This window comes from Proteus penneri, assembly GCF_003144535.1.
Lineage (GTDB): Bacteria > Pseudomonadota > Gammaproteobacteria > Enterobacterales > Enterobacteriaceae > Proteus > Proteus penneri.
The window spans coordinates 544,515-562,208 of the sequence record NZ_PHFJ01000001.1; the positions used below are offsets into that span (position 1 = coordinate 544,515).

Below are 17,694 nucleotides of genomic sequence, written 5' to 3' on the forward strand. Positions count from 1 at the left end.
TGTATCATATAAACTAGGTCTATACTCTTATCTCCGGAAAGAATTTTCGTTATAATGTCTGCCTTTTTTTTGACACTACTCGAAAAAGACTATTGCCAAAATTTCCGCAGCAGAAAGCACAACAAGCTGAGTAAAAGGATATTGTATGCGTACTAATTATTGTGGGCAGTTGAATAGCGCCCATGTGGGCCAAAAAGTGACTCTTTGTGGTTGGGTTAACCGTCGCCGTGATTTAGGTGGGCTTATCTTTATTGATATGCGAGATCGCGAAGGTATTGTTCAAGTCTTCTTTGACCCAGAGCAGAAAGAGGCATTTTCTCAGGCTTCAGAACTGCGTAATGAATTTTGTATTCAAGTCACAGGAACAGTACGCGCTCGCCCTGATAGCCAAGTTAATAAAAATATGGCAACAGGTGAAATTGAGTTAGCGGCAGAATCTCTGTCTATTTTTAACCGTTCAGAGCCATTACCGTTAGATAGCAATCAAACAAATACTGAAGAGCGTCGTTTAACTTATCGTTATTTAGACCTGCGTCGCCCAGAAATGTCAGATCGCTTAAAAACCCGAGCTAAAATCACAAGCTTTGTTCGCCGTTTTATGGATGGTGAAGGTTTCCTTGATGTTGAAACCCCTATGCTGACAAAAGCGACACCAGAAGGTGCGCGTGACTATTTAGTACCAAGTCGTGTACACAAAGGTAAATTCTACGCATTACCACAATCACCACAGCTTTTTAAACAGCTGTTAATGATGTCTGGCTTTGATCGTTACTATCAAATCGTAAAATGCTTCCGCGATGAAGACTTACGTGCCGACCGTCAGCCTGAATTTACACAAATCGATGTTGAAACCTCTTTCATGAGTGCAGATCAAGTGCGCGAAGTGATGGAGCGTATGATCCACGCATTATGGTTGGATATTCTTAATGTCGATTTAGGTGCGTTCCCTGTCATGACCTTTGCTGAAGCAATGCGCCGTTATGGTTCAGACAAACCTGATTTACGTAACCCAATGGAACTCAAAGATATTGCTGATTTAGTCAAAGATGTTGAGTTCAGTGTGTTTGCACAAGCAGCCAACGATGAAAAATGCCGTGTTATTGCATTGCGTGTACCAGGTGGTGCATCATTAACCCGTAAAAATATCGATGAATATACCCAATTTGTTAGCATTTACGGCGCTAAAGGCCTTGCGTGGATGAAAGTCAACGAAAGTGCTAAAGGCATTGAAGGGGTACAAAGCCCAATTGCCAAATTCCTGACTAATGATGTTGTTAACGCTATTTTAGAAACAACGGGTGCAACGGATGGCGATTTAATCTTCTTTGGTGCGGGACGTAAAGGCACTATGAGTGATGCAATGGGGGCTCTGCGTTTGAAAGTGGGTCGTGATCTTGAACTGACTGACTTAAATGCATGGAAACCATTATGGGTTATCGATTTCCCAATGTTTGAAGAAGATGAAGAAACCGGTAGTTTAAGTGCAATGCACCATCCATTTACTTCACCAAAAGACTTATCACCAGCTGAATTGACTGCACACCCAGTCGGTGCTGTGGCAAATGCGTATGATATGGTTATTAATGGTTATGAGGTAGGTGGCGGTTCAGTACGTATTCACCGTAATGAAATGCAACAAGCGGTATTTGGTATTTTAGGTATTACACCGAATGAGCAACAAGAGAAATTTGGTTTCTTATTAGAGGCTCTTAAATTTGGTACGCCACCACATGCAGGTTTAGCCTTTGGTTTAGACCGTTTAGTGATGTTGTTAACGGGTACTGATAACATTCGTGATGTTATTGCATTCCCTAAAACAACAGCTGCCGCGTGTTTAATGACTAATGCACCAAGCTTTGCTAATGAAGATGCTTTAAAAGAGTTAGCGATTGCAGTAACTCAAAAAGAAGTTAGCGAAGATAAAGAGTAAATGATGAAATATAAGCGCCCGATATCCGTTTTAGTTGTTATTTATGCAAAAGAAAGTAAACGGGTGCTTATGCTAAAGCGTCGAGATGATCCTGATTTCTGGCAATCTGTGACTGGCAGTTTAGAAGAGGGCGAAACCCCTTTTCAAACGGCGTTGCGTGAAGTGCAAGAAGAGGTTGGAATTGATATCATAAAAGAAAATCTTGAGTTGGTGGATTGCCATCGCTCAATTATTTTTGAAATTTTTGCACATTTTCGGCATCGTTATGCACCCGATGTTACTCATTGTCAGGAGCATTGGTTTACGTTAGCACTGCCCGCAGAGCGAGATATTGTGCTAACTGAGCATTCTCAATACCAATGGCTAGACGCGCCACTGGCGGCAAAACTAACAAAATCCGCCAGTAATCAGCAAGCGATTGAAGAATTTGTTATTTAATGATTAGACCACGTTTGGAGATATTTCATGGCAGGTCATAGTAAATGGGCCAATACAAAACACCGTAAAGCAGCGCAAGATGCGAAACGCGGTAAAATTTTCACTAAAATCATCCGTGAATTAGTTACAGCAGCACGTTTAGGTGGTGGTGATCCTGCAACTAACCCGCGTTTACGTGCGGCAGTTGATAAAGCATTATCAAACAACATGACTCGTGACACCTTAAACCGTGCGATTGCACGCGGTGTGGGTAATGATGAAAATGATAATATGGAAACTATCATCTATGAAGGCTATGGCCCTGCGGGTACTGCTGTGATGGTTGAATGCTTAAGTGATAATCGTAACCGTACTGTTTCCGATGTTCGCCATGCATTTACCAAAACAGGTGGTAACTTAGGAACGGATGGTTCAGTTTCTTATCTTTTCACCAAAAAAGGTGTTATTTCTTACGCACCGGGTGTTGATGAAGATGCTGTTATGGAAGCGGCGTTAGAAGCAGGTGCGGATGACGTTGAAACTTATGATGATGGCGCTATTGATGTATACACCACACCAGAATCTTTTGGTGAAGTAAAAGATGCGATGGATGCAGCAGGTTTTGTTGCTGAGTCAGCCGAAGTTTCAATGATCCCATCGACTAAAGCAGAATTAGATATTGAAACTGCACCAAAATTAATGCGTCTTATTGATATGTTAGAAGACAGTGATGATGTACAAGAAGTGTATCACAACGGTGATATCTCAGATGAAGTTGCAAAACAACTGGAAGATATCCTGTAATCGTTCTAACGATTATCGAAAATAACGGTGTTTAACGCTGTTGTTAAAAGTGCGAAGAGAAGAGCAGAGCAGACTTTTTTGCTCTTTTCTCTCGCCATCGACCATATCGGCAACAGGAATTGATATGGCTATCATTCTAGGTATAGACCCCGGTTCACGTGTTACAGGCTATGGCGTAATTCGACAGCAAGGGCGACAACTTATCTATTTGGGAAGTGGTTGTATTCGCACACAAGTTCCCGACCTTCCTAATCGACTTAAACGTATTTATGCTGGTGTCAGCGAAATCATTACTCAATTTTCGCCAGATGTGTTTGCGGTTGAACAAGTATTTATGGCTAAAAATGCCGATTCTGCACTTAAACTTGGGCAAGCGCGTGGTGTAGCAATACTTGCTGCCGTTAATAACGATCTTCCTGTTTTTGAATATGCCGCTCGTCAAGTCAAACAGACCGTTGTGGGTACGGGTGCAGCCGAAAAAAGCCAAGTACAGCATATGGTGCGTTCAATATTAAAATTATCTGCCGCACCACAATCAGATGCTGCCGATGCGTTGGCGATTGCAATTACACATTGTCACTTTAACCAAAATTTATTACGTGTGGGTGATCCGCGTCTGGTTTTAACGCGAGGTCGGTTAAGATAAGTTGTTATCTTGGTAAATGTCTTTGGTTTTTCACAAGCTGGATATACGTCCAGCTTTTTTTATGTTATAAACTTGACGTAATTATTTTTGCGGAGGCGTTAGGGTGATAGGTCGTATCAGAGGAATTATTCTTGAAAAACAGCCACCAGTGGTGCTAATCGAGGCGGGTAATGGTGTGGGTTATGAAATCAATATGCCAATGACCTGTTTTTATGAACTGCCTGATATTGGCCAAGAAGCCATTATCTATACGCAATTTATCGTACGTGAAGATGCTCAATTACTTTATGGCTTTAACCAAAAAAAAGAGCGTGCACTCTTTCGTGAATTAATTAAAGTCAATGGCGTCGGCCCAAAACTGGCACTCGCTATTTTATCGGGGATGTCGGCTCGTCAATTTGTGACCGCGATTGAAAATGAATCTATCTCTTCATTAGTAAAATTACCGGGTGTCGGTAAGAAAACAGCCGAGCGTTTAGTGGTTGAAATGAAAGATCGTTTTAAAGGCCTTAATGGTGATTTATTCGAAAATAGTGATATCGAGTTACCAGAAAGCACTCCATCTAAAGCACCAAAAGCGGCTGATATTGAAGCCGAAGCCTCTGCTGCATTAATCGCGTTAGGCTATAAACCACAAGAAGCTGCAAAAATGATCAGCAAAGTGGCAAAACTGGGTACAGATAGTGAGACGCTTATCAGAGAAGCGTTACGCGCGGCTATTTAGGAGTAACACATTGTGATTGAAGCAGATCGCCTGATTTCAGCAGAAATTCAACAACCTGAAGAAGAAATTATTGATAGGGCTATTCGCCCTAAATCTCTTGCCGAATATGTTGGGCAACCGCAAGTTCGAGAACAAATGGAGATTTTTATTCAGGCGGCTAAATTGCGTCATGATGCACTCGATCATTTGCTAATCTTCGGACCTCCCGGATTAGGTAAAACCACATTGGCGAATATTATTGCTAATGAAATGGGGGTTAATTTACGTACGACATCAGGCCCTGTACTTGAAAAAGCGGGTGATCTCGCGGCTATGCTAACTAACCTTGAGCCTCACGACGTATTATTTATTGATGAAATTCATCGTCTTTCACCTGTTGTCGAAGAAATTCTTTACCCAGCAATGGAAGATTATCAACTTGATATCATGATTGGTGAGGGGCCTGCGGCTCGTTCAATTAAAATTGACTTACCTCCATTTACCTTAGTAGGCGCAACTACAAGAGCGGGTTCTTTAACATCGCCATTGCGTGACCGTTTTGGTATTGTTCAACGTCTCGAGTTTTATCATGTTGACGATCTTCAACACATTGTTTCTCGTAGTGCTAGTTTTATGGGACTAGAGATGACAGATGAGGGGGCTCGTCAAATTGCTATGCGTTCACGAGGCACTCCGCGCATTACTAACCGATTGTTACGCCGTGTGAGAGACTTTGCCCAAGTAAAAGGCAATGGTGCTATTGATGAAGAGATTGCTTCTAAAGCGCTTGATATGTTGAATGTGGATGCGGCAGGTTTTGATTATTTAGATCGTAAACTCCTTTTCGCCATTATTGATAAATTTATGGGTGGCCCAGTAGGATTAGATAACCTTGCGGCTGCTATTGGTGAAGAGCGTGAAACCATAGAAGACGTATTAGAGCCTTATTTAATTCAGCAAGGTTTTATTCAGCGCACACCACGAGGCCGAGTTGCTACTAATCACGCCTATCGCCATTTTAATCGTATTGTAGAAGAGCCTTAATATTTATATCTGTATGAGGTTGAAGGTGATTTAAATGATAGAACTGACTCGAGGCAATCTTTTAATGGAACCCTTAACGGATGTTAGTGTGCTAATTTATGCTCCTATAGATGAAACAGAATTAAGTAAAAAATAGAAATATTAGTTTTCAGATAATTAATGAAAAAAGATAAAAATAAACCCCAATAACATAGCGTTGTTGGGGTTTATTTATCTAACAGGCTGGAAATATTACTGTTTAGTTGGTGCAAATAAACTTAAGATAAATAGACAACTCGCCGCTAAAACCACAGAAGGGCCTGCTGGAGTGTCATAGAAAGCAGAGAAGGTTAAACCGCCAGTAATTGCCAGCATACCAACAGCGATTGCAATCAGAGCCATTTGTTCTGGTGAGCGCGCAAAACGACGTGCCGTTGCGGCAGGAATAATGAGCAGTGAGGTGATAATTAATGCTCCAACAAATTTCATGGCTAAACCAATGGTTAGTGCAGTGATCATCATTAGTTTTAAGCGTTCTCGCTGAATATTTACACCATCAACAAATGCCATATCTTGATTAATTGTCATGGAAAGCAATGGACGCCATGAACGGATAATCACACATAAAACAATTACAACGCCAATAAAAATACTAATGACATCTTGATAGTTAACTGAGAGCAAATCACCAAATAGGTATGCCATTAAATCAACGCGCACATTGGACATTAAACTCACAACCACAAGCCCTAAAGAAAGCGCACTGTGTGCCATGATCCCTAAAAGAGTATCAACAGAAAGTTGAGGTTTTAATTCTAACCACACTAATAAAATAGCAAGAAGAAGTGTGACGGCAATAACAGCATAAAAAGGCTCGATATTAAACAGCAAACCAAAAGCAACACCAAGTAGTGAGGCGTGTGCTAGTGTATCACCAAAATAAGACATACGGCGCCAAACGACAAAAGAGCCCAAAGGGCCTGCCGCCATTGCTAAGAGCATACCGGCAATCCAACCCGGTAACAGCAACTCAATCATGACGACACTCCTTACTATGCTGATGATGATGACGATAAATACCAAGTTGCTCAGCACCACGACTTCCAAACATGGCAATAAATTCAGGGTGTGAAGAAACAACGTCAGGTGTGCCCGAACAGCAAATATGACCATTTAAACAGAGCACTTCGTCTGTTTTTGCCATCACAAGATGAAGATCATGAGAAACCATCAAGATGGCACAACCTAATTCATGACGGAGCTGATTAATTAAATCATAAAGTGCTAATTGACCATTAACATCAACACCTTGGGTGGGTTCATCTAAAACTAAAAGTTGAGGTTGATTAAGTAATGCTCTTGCTAACAATACACGTTGAGACTCACCACCAGAAAGTTTCTGCATTGGTTGATCAATTAATTTAGCCGCATTAACTCGTTCTAAAGCGGGGAGAATATCTTTATTATGGACACCCGGTTTTAGTGTCATAAAACGTTTAACGGTGAGTGGCATGGTTGGCTCAAGATAAAGTTTTTGTGGCACATAACCTACTCGTAGCGCGTTTAGACGCTCAACTTTTCCTGAGGTTGGATTTAATAAACCAAGAACTAAACGGATAACTGTAGATTTACCGGCACCATTAGGGCCAAGTAAAGTAAGAATACGGCCTGCTTTTAGATTAAAAGAGATATCTTTTAAAATTTCTCTTTCACCAAAAGAAACACAAACCGATTTTAAACAAATCAAGTCAGACATAAAATTAGCACTTGCAGAATCATTGAAACGTTATAATATAACATTCCCAATGATGATTCACGAGAATTCTTCCTATGTTACATAAAAACAACAAATTTGCGCATCGTTTTTTATTGAAATCATTTTTAACGACAGCGATGATAAGCTCATTCAGTGCTTCAGTGCAGGCTGATGTCGTCGTTTCCATTAGGCCATTAGGATTTATTGCGGCAGCTATCGCTGATGGGGTAACACCAACAGAAGTTTTATTGCCAGATGGGGCATCTCCACACGATTATGCATTAAAACCTTCTGATTTGAAAAAAATCACCTCCGCAGACCTGATGGTATGGGTGGGGCCTGATATGGAAGTGTTTTTAGATAAGCCATTAAATAGGCTTACTGACAATCATAAGTTGGCTTTAACGGAAACTAAAGAAATAAAGTCGCTTTTATTGAAAGATGAAGGTGACAATGTGCATAAACATGAGGAAAATCACGAACATCATTCTCACGGTGATTATAATATGCACATCTGGTTATCACCAGAAATTGCGTTGTCGTCTGCAAAACAGATCCACGAAAGGTTAATTACACTCTATCCAGATAAAAAAGAACTTCTGGACGTAAACCTAGGTAAATTCAGCGAACAACTCAAGCAAACTGATAAGAATCTTGTTAATATTCTGTCGCCTGTGAGAAATAAGGGTTATTTTGTCTTTCATGATGCTTATGGCTACTTCGAAAAACATTATAATTTAAAGCCGTTAGGTCATTTTACTATCAACCCTGAAATACAGCCGGGTGCACAGAAATTACATCAAATACGAACACAGTTGGTTGAGCAAAAAGCAACCTGCATTTTTGCTGAGCCACAATTTAGGCCGACGGTAATAGAAACAGTGGCGAAAGGCACTGGGGTTAAAATGGGTGTATTAGATCCCCTAGGAAGTGGGATTGCTCTGACTCAAGAGAGCTATATAAAATTCCTTACCCAACTAGCTAACCAATATGCGAGCTGCCTGAATGAAACACAATAAGGAATTAATAACGTGCAGCAGAAGAAATCCATTGCACAGGTATATTTAAGTTTACCACTCCCACATAAAATCATGCTTGGTTCATTAACTGCAGCAACACTGGCCGTCGCAATTTGGCGACCAGTGGTTCTTCAAAATGAGCAAAACCGAGAAGTTCCTGTCAGTATTCAAATGCCTTCCGCAGTACAAAGTGAAAATACAGATGACATTATCACTGATAGTAGTGATCAACTTACTGATGAAGGGTTGGTTGGTGCGGAAGATGGTACAGATACAAGCACTGCAGTTGCACAAGTCCCTCATACTTATATTGTCTCTAGTGGTGATTCACTAAGTTCAATATTGACTCAGTTTGGTATTGATTCTTCTGATATCGCAACTATTTCTAATCAAAATAAAGATCTCAGAAATCTCAAGATTGGACAATCAATTAGCTGGGAACTTGATGATAATGGGTTGCTTCAAGAATTAAACTGGGGTGTTTCTCGTCGTGAAACTCGCGTTTATACCCGAACAGAAACAGGATTCAAAGAAACAAAAGAGTTTCAAAAAGGGGAATGGAAAAACAGCGTTACCAGCGGTGTTATTCGTGGTAGTTTCTCTGTTAGCGCAACAAATGCAGGTTTAACTAATTCAGAAGCTCGTGCAGTGACTAAAGCATTGCAATGGCAAGTAGACTTTAAAAAACTACAAAGTGGCGATCAATTTGCTGCACTTTTTTCTCGTGAAGTGCTTGATGGTCGTACAGAGCAAAGTGAACTTATTGGTGTGCGTTTACGTAGTGCTGGTAAAGATTATTATGCATTCCTTGCTGAAGATGGTCGTTTTTACGATAGCCAAGCTGGTGGATTAGAGCGTGGATTTATGCGCTTCCCAACAGTGAAGCAGTTTAGAGTTTCCTCTCAATTTAATCCTCGTCGTATTAATCCTGTTACGGGACGTTTAGCTGCCCATAAAGGTGTCGATTTTGCTATGCCAGTAGGAACCCCCGTATTAGCAACAGGGGATGGTGAAGTTATTGTTGCGAAATACAGTGGTGCTGCGGGTAACTTTATCGCTATTCGTCATGGCAGCCAATACACGACACGTTATATGCATTTACGTCAATTATTAGTAAAACCTGGGCAACGTGTTAAACGTGGCGATAGAATTGCCTTATCAGGGAATACCGGTCGTTCTACTGGGCCTCATTTGCACTATGAGCTGTGGATCAACCAACAAGCAGTCAATCCACTAACGGCAACGTTGCCTCGAGCTGATGGTTTAACGGGTAAAGATAAACAAGAATATCTTGCTAAAGTAAAAGAGATTAAACCTCAATTAGTGCTAGCTGATTGACAATAAACATGATTTTAAAGACATAAAAGCGGATGATTGATATCATCCGTTTTTGTTTTAATGTTTTTTACGCCTATTTAGGGTATCAATTCAGAGAGTTATCTGATGAATAAAGAAAAAGATACAGATAGCAAAGCGGGTTATGTACCCACTTTTCACTGTGCTTATTTGCATCCTCGTCATTGGGGAACATGGTTAGGTGCAGGTGTATTAAGTGTTTTAGCTTATATGCCAGTAAAGTGGCGTGATCCATTTCTTGCTGCTATTGGTCGTTTTGTTGGACGTAAAGCGAAAAGCGCAAGACGTCGTGCAGATATCAACTTGAGATACTGTTTTCCAACATGGAATAAAACGCAGCGTGAAAATGTACTCGACAGCATGTTTGAAACTGCACCTCAATCCTTTGTGATGTTGGCAGAGCTTTGTTTAAGAGGGCCTGAGCACATATTAAAACGAACAAGCTGGCAGGGCTTAGAGATCATCGAACGTTTTAAAGAGCAAGGCCGTAATGTTATTTTTATGGTGCCTCATGGCTGGGCAGTAGATATTCCTGCCATGTTATTAGCCGCTAAAGGCCAGCAAATGGCGGCGATGTTTCACCACCAAAAAGATCCCGTGGCTGATTATTTATGGAATAAAGCCCGTCATCATTTTGACGGTCGATTACATTCTCGCGAAGCAGGTATTAAGCCTTTTATTTCTTCTGTGCGACAAGGTTACTGGGGCTATTATTTGCCAGATCAAGATCATGGCGCAGAGCATAGTCAATTTGTGGATTTTTTCGGCACCTATAAAGCGACATTACCTGCGATTGGGCGGTTAATGAAAGTATGCCGAGCAGCTATTGTACCGTTGTTTCCAGTGTATTGTCATAAAACACATCAGCTTCACATTATTATTCGTGAACCAATGGATGATATTGAAGATAAAGATGATACGTACATTGCACGCAGAATGAATGAAGAGTTAGAAGCACTCGTGACACCGACACCAGAGCAATATACGTGGATCTTAAAATTACTGAAGACACGTAAAGAGGGCGAAATAGAGCCTTACGCTCGTGAAAATATATTGGATTAGTCAGCTAATAAGTCAATATAAAAACGGGCACTTAATTAAGTGCCCGTTTTGCTATTAAGATTGACAACTCGGTATTATTCAACAGTCAAAATACGGCATGTATTAGTGCTGCCGATTGTACCCATTTGGTCACCTTGAGTGACTAACACTAAATCACCTGAGACTAAGAAACCCTTATCACGTAAACGACCTATTGCTTCATTAGCCGCAGCAATACCATCAGTATGCGTACTACAATAGACAGGGGTCACGCCACGATAAAGTGCCGTTTGGTTTAATGTTTTCTCATGGCGAGACATTGAGAAAATAGGTAAACCAGTACTAATACGAGACATCATGCGTGCAGTACGACCAGATTCTGTCATCGCAATAATGGCATTAACGCCTTTCATATGGTTAGCTGCATACATGGTAGACATCGCAATGGCTTCTTCCACGGTATCAAACACCATATCTAAGCGATGCTTAGAAACATTAGCTGCTGGCATTTTTTCAGCGCCTAAGCAGACCTGTGCCATCGAAGCGACTGTTTCTGCTGGATATTGTCCTGCTGCAGTTTCTGCTGAAAGCATAACGGCATCAGTACCATCTAATACGGCGTTAGCAACATCCATTACTTCGGCACGGGTTGGCATTGGATTTGTTATCATTGACTCCATCATTTGAGTGGCAGTGATAACGACCCGATTAAGCTGACGAGCACGACGAATTAATTTTTTCTGTACGCCAACTAACTCAGGATCACCTATTTCAACGCCTAAATCGCCACGCGCAACCATAACTACATCCGAAGCAAGGATGATTTCATCAATGATTTCATCATTAGCAACTGCTTCAGCGCGCTCTACTTTTGAAACTATTTGGCATTCACAGCCTGCATCACGAGCTAAACGGCGGGCAAGGTTAAGATCTTCGCCCGTTCTTGGGAATGAAACAGCAAGGTAATCAACACCGATTTTTGCAGCGGTGATAATATCTTGCTTATCTTTTTCTGTTAATGCATCGGCAGAGAGGCCTCCACCGAGCTTATTAATGCCTTTATTGTTAGATAATGGGCCTCCGACAGTCACTTCAGTAAAGACTTTTAAACCATCTACTTTGAGGACTTTTAACTGAACTCGACCATCATCAAGAAGTAAAATATCACCTGGAACTACATCGGCTGGTAAGCCTTTATAATCAATACCCACTTGATTTTGATTACCTTCGCCTTTTTCGAGCGCTGCATCAAGTAAGAATTTATCACCGACATTCAGGAAAACTTTTCCATCTTTAAAGGTAGATACACGGATTTTAGGGCCTTGTAAATCCCCAAGAATAGCAACATGGCGACCTAATCTTGCAGCAATTTCACGCGTACGATTTGCGCGAGCAAGATGATCTTCCGCAGAACCATGAGAGAAATTTAATCGAACAACATTCGCACCAGCAATAATAATTTTTTCTAGGTTATTATCACGATCTGTTGCTGGGCCTAAGGTGGTAACAATTTTTGTTCTTCTGAGCCGTCTGGACATGTATTACTCCGTTGACCTTGAACGAAAGGTGTTGGCAATTGGATAAAACAGAAATCAGACTGTGTTTTGCCCAATATGTTAAGTGAAACGCTTCAAGCTAATTGCAACATACACTACTGTTTTCAGTATATGCGAGAGTTAGCTCGCAGATATGCTACCATTTTTCAAAAAGTTATCTAGTCAGGGGCACAATCGTAAGTGTGACAATACTAACAGAATAATTAAAAACGGTTACTTATCAAACCGTGAATCACGTAAAGCTTCTTTGACGCGCTTCAAGTTATCTCTGAATTTTGGTCCTCGGCGTAAAATAAATCCTGTTGCGAGAACATCAATAATAGTGAGTTGTGCAAGGCGAGAGATCATTGGCATGTAGATATCAGTATCTTCAGGCACATCAAGTAAAATAGGGAGGGTGGCTTCAGAGGCTAAAAGTGAGCCAGGTGTCGTAATAGCAATTACTGCGGCATCGTTTTCACGCGCAATTTTAGCTATTTCAATGAGATTTTTAGTGCGTCCTGTATGGGAAATAACAACGACCACATCACCATCAGTACTATTTATGCAACTCATACGTTGCATAACAACGTCATCAAAGTAAGTGACAGGAATATTAAAACGAGAAAACTTATTCATGGCATCGTGAGCTACCGCTGCTGATGCGCCTAAGCCAAAAAAAGAGATTTTCTTAGCTTGCGTCAAAATATCAACTGCACGATTGATTGCGGCGATATCAATATTATTTTTAACGTCCTCAAGTCCCGCCATTGCAGATTCAAAAATTTTATTGGTATAAGAAGAGACCGTATCGGAATCATCAATATTACGATTTACATAAGGCGTGCCGTTAGCAATGCTTTGTGCTAATTGTAATTTGAAATCAGGAAATCCTTTTGTTGCCATGCGTCGGCAAAAACGATTAACAGTCGGTTCACTGACATCAGCTGTTTTAGCCATTAAGGCAATACTTGAATGGATAACTGTTTGTGGCGCAGTTAAAACAGCCTCTGCGACTTTTTTTTCTGATTTACTCAAGATGTCCAGATTAGACTGAACCCTTTCCAATATATTCATTAAATATACAGATCCTTGGCTTTGCCAATTTCAATAAAAGGAGAAATCTATAACGGTTTTATGAAAATATACTACGCAAAGAACAAGGCTTGCAGTGTAAACCATCGGTAAACAGAGCTTTTTTCGTTAAAGTATGACGTGTGTCTAACTTTCAATACTGAAAACAAGAAACAAAACTGTAGTAAAGTTACAAGAAAAGATAAAAACATGGGTCATAAAATGAAGCATTACAATATGTGTGGTAAGTTAGAGACTAAAATGTGCAAGTGTATTTACTGAATACATCCAAAAGAGTACATTAATACAAAATTCTGTAACAAAATTACAAAATCTCATCATGAGGAGACGTTCTATGGCAGCGATATCGACTGCTCAGGCTTGTGATCTGGTTATCTTCGGTACGAAAGGGGATCTAGCACGCCGTAAGCTCATTCCATCATTATATCAATTGGAAAAAGCAGGATATATTCACCCTGACTCTCGTATTATTGGTGTCGGCCGTGCTGATTGGGATGTTGAGGCATATAAAAATGTCGCTCATGAAGCGTTAAAAACCTTTTTAAAAGAAGAAATTAATCCTGAAATTTGGCAACGTTTAAGTGATCGTCTCGATTTTTGTAATCTTGATGTCAATGAAACAGACCATTTTATTGAATTATCAAAACACCTAAAACAAGATAAGTTACCTGCTATCTACTATTTTGCGATGCCACCTAGTACCTTTAGTGCAATGTGTCAGGGATTAGGTCATGCAAAATTAAATAAAGAGCCAAACCGCGTCGTAATGGAAAAACCATTAGGGACAGATTTAGCCTCTTCAGTTTCTATTAATGATAGTGTGGCAAAATACTTTAAAGAGAGCCAAATTTATCGTATTGACCACTATTTAGGTAAAGAAACGGTATTAAACCTTCTAGCTCTTCGTTTTGCCAATTCCCTTTTTGTTAACAACTGGGACAATAAAACGATTGATCATGTCCAAATTACAGTTGCAGAAGAAGTGGGTATTGAAGGGCGTTGGGGATATTTTGATCAAGCAGGTCAAATGCGTGATATGGTGCAAAATCACCTATTACAAATCCTAACTATGATTGCGATGTCTCCACCAGCTGATTTAACTGCTGACAGTATTCGTCAAGAAAAAGTGAAAGTTTTACGCTCATTACGCCGTATTGATAACACAAATATTCGCGAAAAAACGGTTCGTGGACAATATACTGGTGGCTTTGTACAGGGTAAAAAAGTACCCGGTTATCTTGATGAAGAAGGTGCCAATAAAACCAGCAATACAGAAACATTTGTGGCAATTCGTGCTGATATCGATAATTGGCGTTGGGCTGGTGTTCCGTTCTATTTAAGAACAGGTAAGCGTCTACCAAGTAAATGTTCAGAAGTTGTGGTTTATTTTAAAAAGCCTGCGCTGAATATTTTCAGTGAGACTTATCAAGAGTTACCACAAAATAAGCTTACTATACGTTTACAGCCAGATGAAGGGATCGATATCGAAGTGCTAAATAAAGCGCCAGGACTCGATCATAAACACCGTTTACAAACAACTAAGCTTGACTTGAGTTTCTCGGAAACATTCAATCAAACGCATTTAGCAGATGCTTACGAGCGTTTATTGTTAGAAGCCATGCGTGGCATTCAAGCGTTGTTCGTGCGTCGTGATGAAGTAGAAGAAGCATGGAAATGGGTTGATTCAATTATCAATGCATGGGAATGCGATAATGAGCTACCTAAGCCTTACCAAGCGGGTACATGGGGACCTGTTGCATCTGTAGCAATGATCACTCGTGATGGTCGTTCATGGAATGAAATTGAATAATTGGTTTTAATTGTCCATTCTCAAGAGAAAACACCCAGTTATGCTGGGTGTTTTTGTATCAGCTAAACACCTTTAAGCATAATTCCAGCAATTTAGATGAATAAAACTACTGAAGGAGCGTAAAACTGTTGATTAACTATGCAATCTGATTTTGGCTAGAAACTAAAACTTAAATAAAACCAATCAATTAACAAAAATATTTTGCGAAAAGGCATTGCTTTAAATAATTCGGCATGATAGAAATATGATGTAACATTTAACCATCTTATATGAGGGTTCGGAGTATATCGTGCGGATGGTCTGTGCGATGAAAGAATAAATAATCATGACTAGCGCCAAAAGCGTCAAAGTTAAACGTTCTACCTATAAGTTATTCCTTTCTGCTATTTTATCCAGCGAACACTACTGGTGTGGCGCATTATAGAAATCTCTCATCTTAATTCCTGACGCAATCAGGAAATGACGTTGCCTTAACGTTCGGCTTTTAATGCCGCCAGAAAGACTATCTACATATTCTCTATCTTCCTGCGCAAGAAACGTTTCGGCGTATTTCAAATGTGTATGAGAGATGAAAAATGATTTATTGGATATTTTTAGCATTAGCTATCGTTTGTGAAGTTATCGGTACTTTATCAATGAAGTACGCCAGTGTAAGCGGTGGTTACACCGGTATGATAGTGATGTGGTTAATGATTGCCACTTCCTATATCTTTTTAGCCATAGCCGTTAAGAAAGTGGCATTAGGTGTAGCATATGCACTATGGGAAGGTATTGGAATTGTCATTATTACAACATTCAGCGTTCTGTGGTTTGGTGAATCGCTGTCACCATTAAAATTAGGTGGTCTAGCGATGTTAATTGCAGGGATCACGCTTATCAAATCAGGTACTAAAAAATTGACTGTTGCTAAGAAAACAACTGATTCGGTAAAAAGTATCGCCGGTAAAGCTAAGCACGTTGCCAGTGCTGTAAAAGGAGCAAATAAGCCAATTCCAGCTAATATCAAGGAGGCTTAATTATGTTAGCTCAATTTGAATGGTGGCATGGTGCATTCCTAATACTTGCCGTAGTGCTTGAGATTGTTGCGAATATATTCTTAAAAATGTCTAACGGCTTTAGCCGAATGGGATTAGGAATATTATCACTGGTTTGTGTGTTAGGTGCCTTTAGTGCGCTGGCAATGGCTGTTAAAGGGATAGAGCTTTCAGTTGCTTATGCACTTTGGGGGGCATTCGGAATTATTGCAACTATCGCTGCCGGTTGGATTTTATTTAATCAACGACTCAATTATAAAGGATGGGGTGGAATTATATTATTACTGGTTGGGATGGTAATGATTAAATTTGCCTAAATCTAACTAACTTAATGAGTGAGATATTGATAAAATAAAAAATCTAATTATCACAGCAAAATAAGTGACATTAAAAAGCTGAGTTCTTATGAATTCAGCTTTTTTTGTTCCACTTTTTTAAAATAATTAAAACTGATAGTTAAAATATTTGTTATTTCTCAGCCATAATAAATATTGAATTTTTAAAATAAAATAGTTTTTCTATCTTAAATAATAATAAATGAGCAGAAAATTTTTCATGGAAAAACTCTATTGCTATTATTTTATTATTGGTGTTATTTTTTACTGATAAAATTAAAAAGATAGAAATAGAGATGAAACGGATATTAGTTGCAGGTGCAACGGGTTATTTAGGGCGATTTCTTGTACAAGCATTAAAAACTCAAGGTTATTGGGTGCGTATTCTAGTCAGAAATCACTCTCAAACAACGCTATTTACTGATGTTGATGATATTTTTATTGGTGAGATAACAAAGCCTGAACAATTAAAAAACAGTACAAAAGATATTGATTGTGTTATTTCAACAGTAGGGATCACTCGACAAAAAGAGGGGTTAACCTATATGGATGTGGATTATCAAGCCAATGTAAATCTGTTAGATGAAGCAATAAAATCACAAGTTAAACAGTTTATTTATATTTCAGCGATCGATGGTGATAAATATCGGCAGTTAAAGATTTTTGAAGCTAAAGAACGGTTTGTTGATAAATTAAAACAATCTACATTATCTTATTGTGTTATTCGACCTAATGGCTATTTTAGTGATATGGGTGACTTTTTACATATGGCGACTTCAAATCGAGTTTATTTATTTGGCTCTGGTGAACAGCAAATTAATCCTATTTCTGGAAAAGATTTAGCACAATTTATCATTAAAATGATTGGACATAATACAAAAGAAATTTCCGTCGGTGGACCTGATATTTTATCATTAAATCAAATTGCTGAACTGGCAGGTGTAGCATTAAATAAAAAAATAAAGATCATCCATTTGCCTGATGCATTAAGAAAGATGACTATTTTTATATTGCGCCATGTTACTTCTCAAAAATTTTATGGGCCTTTTGAGTTTTTCTTAACATTTATGGGTACGAGTCATATTGGTGAAGTGTATGGTGATGATCATTTATCAGACTACTATCTTGATTTAGCCAATAAGTTTAATTCAAAAAAATAAGCACCCATAAAATTGGGTGCTAAGTATAGT

17 protein-coding genes are annotated in these 17,694 nt (G+C 39.4%); 13 read left to right on the forward strand and 4 right to left on the reverse strand.

Annotated features, from left to right (window positions below; all coding sequences use genetic code 11):
* Positions 1–145: 145 nt before the first annotated feature.
* The 6 genes from aspS to ruvB all read left to right on the forward strand — a co-directional run bounded on the left by aspS (position 146) and on the right by ruvB (position 5,544).
* Positions 146–1,930, forward strand: coding sequence for an aspartate--tRNA ligase (gene aspS / locus CUB63_RS02695; protein WP_006536595.1), 1,785 nt, complete (start codon positions 146–148; stop codon positions 1,928–1,930).
* 3 nt (positions 1,931–1,933) lie between these two features.
* Positions 1,934–2,368: a dihydroneopterin triphosphate diphosphatase gene (gene nudB, locus CUB63_RS02700; protein ID WP_109847396.1), complete on the forward strand. Its 435-nt coding sequence runs from the start codon at positions 1,934–1,936 to the stop codon at positions 2,366–2,368.
* A gap of 27 nt (positions 2,369–2,395) precedes the next feature.
* Entirely contained in the window at positions 2,396–3,151 is a 756-nt protein-coding gene (locus CUB63_RS02705; protein ID WP_006536597.1) for a YebC/PmpR family DNA-binding transcriptional regulator, read from the forward strand.
* Positions 3,152–3,275: 124 nt separating this feature from the next.
* Positions 3,276–3,797 (forward strand): crossover junction endodeoxyribonuclease RuvC, encoded by a 522-nt coding sequence (gene ruvC, locus CUB63_RS02710; RefSeq protein ID WP_006536599.1) that lies wholly within the window; start codon positions 3,276–3,278, stop codon positions 3,795–3,797.
* Between the two features lie 103 nt (positions 3,798–3,900).
* Entirely contained in the window at positions 3,901–4,521 is a 621-nt protein-coding gene (gene ruvA, locus CUB63_RS02715; protein ID WP_109847397.1) for a Holliday junction branch migration protein RuvA, read from the forward strand.
* A 12-nt stretch (positions 4,522–4,533) separates the two neighbouring features.
* The gene (gene ruvB, locus CUB63_RS02720) at positions 4,534–5,544 is read left to right on the forward strand and encodes a Holliday junction branch migration DNA helicase RuvB (RefSeq protein WP_006536601.1); all 1,011 of its coding nucleotides are present in this window, start codon (positions 4,534–4,536) and stop codon (positions 5,542–5,544) included.
* A 231-nt stretch (positions 5,545–5,775) separates the two neighbouring features.
* On the opposite strand, the gene znuB is transcribed toward ruvB, so the two are convergent.
* Positions 5,776–6,561 (reverse strand): zinc ABC transporter permease subunit ZnuB, encoded by a 786-nt coding sequence (znuB, locus tag CUB63_RS02725; protein ID WP_109847398.1) that lies wholly within the window; start codon positions 6,559–6,561, stop codon positions 5,776–5,778.
* Entirely contained in the window at positions 6,554–7,279 is a 726-nt protein-coding gene (gene znuC, locus CUB63_RS02730) for a zinc ABC transporter ATP-binding protein ZnuC (protein ID WP_006536604.1), read from the reverse strand. The genes znuB and znuC overlap by 8 nt, the downstream gene beginning before the upstream one ends.
* 74 nt (positions 7,280–7,353) lie before the next feature.
* On the opposite strand from znuC, the gene znuA reads away from it, so the two are divergent.
* From znuA to lpxM, 3 genes are all read left to right on the forward strand, one after another.
* Positions 7,354–8,298, forward strand: a complete 945-nt coding sequence (gene znuA, locus CUB63_RS02735; RefSeq protein WP_006536605.1) for a zinc ABC transporter substrate-binding protein ZnuA — start codon at positions 7,354–7,356, stop codon at positions 8,296–8,298.
* A gap of 12 nt (positions 8,299–8,310) precedes the next feature.
* Positions 8,311–9,636 (forward strand): murein DD-endopeptidase MepM, encoded by a 1,326-nt coding sequence (gene mepM, locus CUB63_RS02740; RefSeq protein WP_006536606.1) that lies wholly within the window; start codon positions 8,311–8,313, stop codon positions 9,634–9,636.
* A gap of 105 nt (positions 9,637–9,741) precedes the next feature.
* Positions 9,742–10,716 carry a lauroyl-Kdo(2)-lipid IV(A) myristoyltransferase gene (gene lpxM / locus CUB63_RS02745; protein WP_006536607.1) on the forward strand — a complete coding sequence of 325 codons (975 nt, stop codon included), beginning with the start codon at positions 9,742–9,744 and terminating at the stop codon, positions 10,714–10,716.
* A gap of 74 nt (positions 10,717–10,790) precedes the next feature.
* Here lpxM and pyk read toward each other — a convergent pair whose 3' ends face one another.
* Both pyk and CUB63_RS02755 read right to left on the reverse strand, forming a co-directional pair.
* Positions 10,791–12,233 (reverse strand): pyruvate kinase, encoded by a 1,443-nt coding sequence (pyk, locus tag CUB63_RS02750; RefSeq protein WP_072064013.1) that lies wholly within the window; start codon positions 12,231–12,233, stop codon positions 10,791–10,793.
* 231 nt (positions 12,234–12,464) lie between these two features.
* Positions 12,465–13,307 carry a MurR/RpiR family transcriptional regulator gene (locus CUB63_RS02755; protein WP_006536609.1) on the reverse strand — a complete coding sequence of 281 codons (843 nt, stop codon included), beginning with the start codon at positions 13,305–13,307 and terminating at the stop codon, positions 12,465–12,467.
* 352 nt (positions 13,308–13,659) lie between these two features.
* Between CUB63_RS02755 and zwf the strand changes: the two genes are divergently transcribed.
* The 4 genes from zwf (at position 13,660) to CUB63_RS02775 (ending at position 17,664) form a co-directional block, all read left to right on the forward strand.
* A complete protein-coding gene (zwf, locus tag CUB63_RS02760) occupies positions 13,660–15,135 on the forward strand; it encodes a glucose-6-phosphate dehydrogenase (protein WP_109397573.1) in 1,476 nt (491 codons plus the stop codon).
* Between the two features lie 575 nt (positions 15,136–15,710).
* On the forward strand, positions 15,711–16,151 hold the full coding sequence (gene mdtJ, locus CUB63_RS02765; protein ID WP_109847399.1) for a multidrug/spermidine efflux SMR transporter subunit MdtJ: 441 nt from the start codon (positions 15,711–15,713) through the stop codon (positions 16,149–16,151).
* A gap of 2 nt (positions 16,152–16,153) precedes the next feature.
* Complete coding sequence (gene mdtI / locus CUB63_RS02770) at positions 16,154–16,486, forward strand: multidrug/spermidine efflux SMR transporter subunit MdtI (protein ID WP_006536614.1); 333 nt, start codon at positions 16,154–16,156, stop codon at positions 16,484–16,486.
* 314 nt (positions 16,487–16,800) lie between these two features.
* Positions 16,801–17,664, forward strand: a complete 864-nt coding sequence (locus CUB63_RS02775; protein ID WP_197939074.1) for an SDR family oxidoreductase — start codon at positions 16,801–16,803, stop codon at positions 17,662–17,664.
* Positions 17,665–17,694 lie beyond the last annotated feature (30 nt).

Excerpts from the sequence above, each read along its gene's own strand:
- aspS (WP_006536595.1), top strand. The coding sequence starts at position 146 with ATGCGTACTAATTATTGTGGGCAGTTGAATAGCGCCCATGTGGGCCAA.
- nudB (WP_109847396.1), top strand. The coding sequence starts at position 1,934 with ATGAAATATAAGCGCCCGATATCCGTTTTAGTTGTTATTTATGCAAAA.
- CUB63_RS02705 (WP_006536597.1), top strand. The coding sequence starts at position 2,396 with ATGGCAGGTCATAGTAAATGGGCCAATACAAAACACCGTAAAGCAGCG.
- ruvC (WP_006536599.1), top strand. The coding sequence starts at position 3,276 with ATGGCTATCATTCTAGGTATAGACCCCGGTTCACGTGTTACAGGCTAT.
- znuB (WP_109847398.1), bottom strand. The coding sequence starts at position 6,561 with ATGATTGAGTTGCTGTTACCGGGTTGGATTGCCGGTATGCTCTTAGCA.
- znuC (WP_006536604.1), bottom strand. The coding sequence starts at position 7,279 with ATGTCTGACTTGATTTGTTTAAAATCGGTTTGTGTTTCTTTTGGTGAA.
- znuA (WP_006536605.1), top strand. The coding sequence starts at position 7,354 with ATGTTACATAAAAACAACAAATTTGCGCATCGTTTTTTATTGAAATCA.
- lpxM (WP_006536607.1), top strand. The coding sequence starts at position 9,742 with ATGAATAAAGAAAAAGATACAGATAGCAAAGCGGGTTATGTACCCACT.
- pyk (WP_072064013.1), bottom strand. The coding sequence starts at position 12,233 with ATGTCCAGACGGCTCAGAAGAACAAAAATTGTTACCACCTTAGGCCCA.
- CUB63_RS02755 (WP_006536609.1), bottom strand. The coding sequence starts at position 13,307 with ATGAATATATTGGAAAGGGTTCAGTCTAATCTGGACATCTTGAGTAAA.
- zwf (WP_109397573.1), top strand. The coding sequence starts at position 13,660 with ATGGCAGCGATATCGACTGCTCAGGCTTGTGATCTGGTTATCTTCGGT.
- mdtJ (WP_109847399.1), top strand. The coding sequence starts at position 15,711 with ATGATTTATTGGATATTTTTAGCATTAGCTATCGTTTGTGAAGTTATC.
- mdtI (WP_006536614.1), top strand. The coding sequence starts at position 16,154 with ATGTTAGCTCAATTTGAATGGTGGCATGGTGCATTCCTAATACTTGCC.
- CUB63_RS02775 (WP_197939074.1), top strand. The coding sequence starts at position 16,801 with ATGAAACGGATATTAGTTGCAGGTGCAACGGGTTATTTAGGGCGATTT.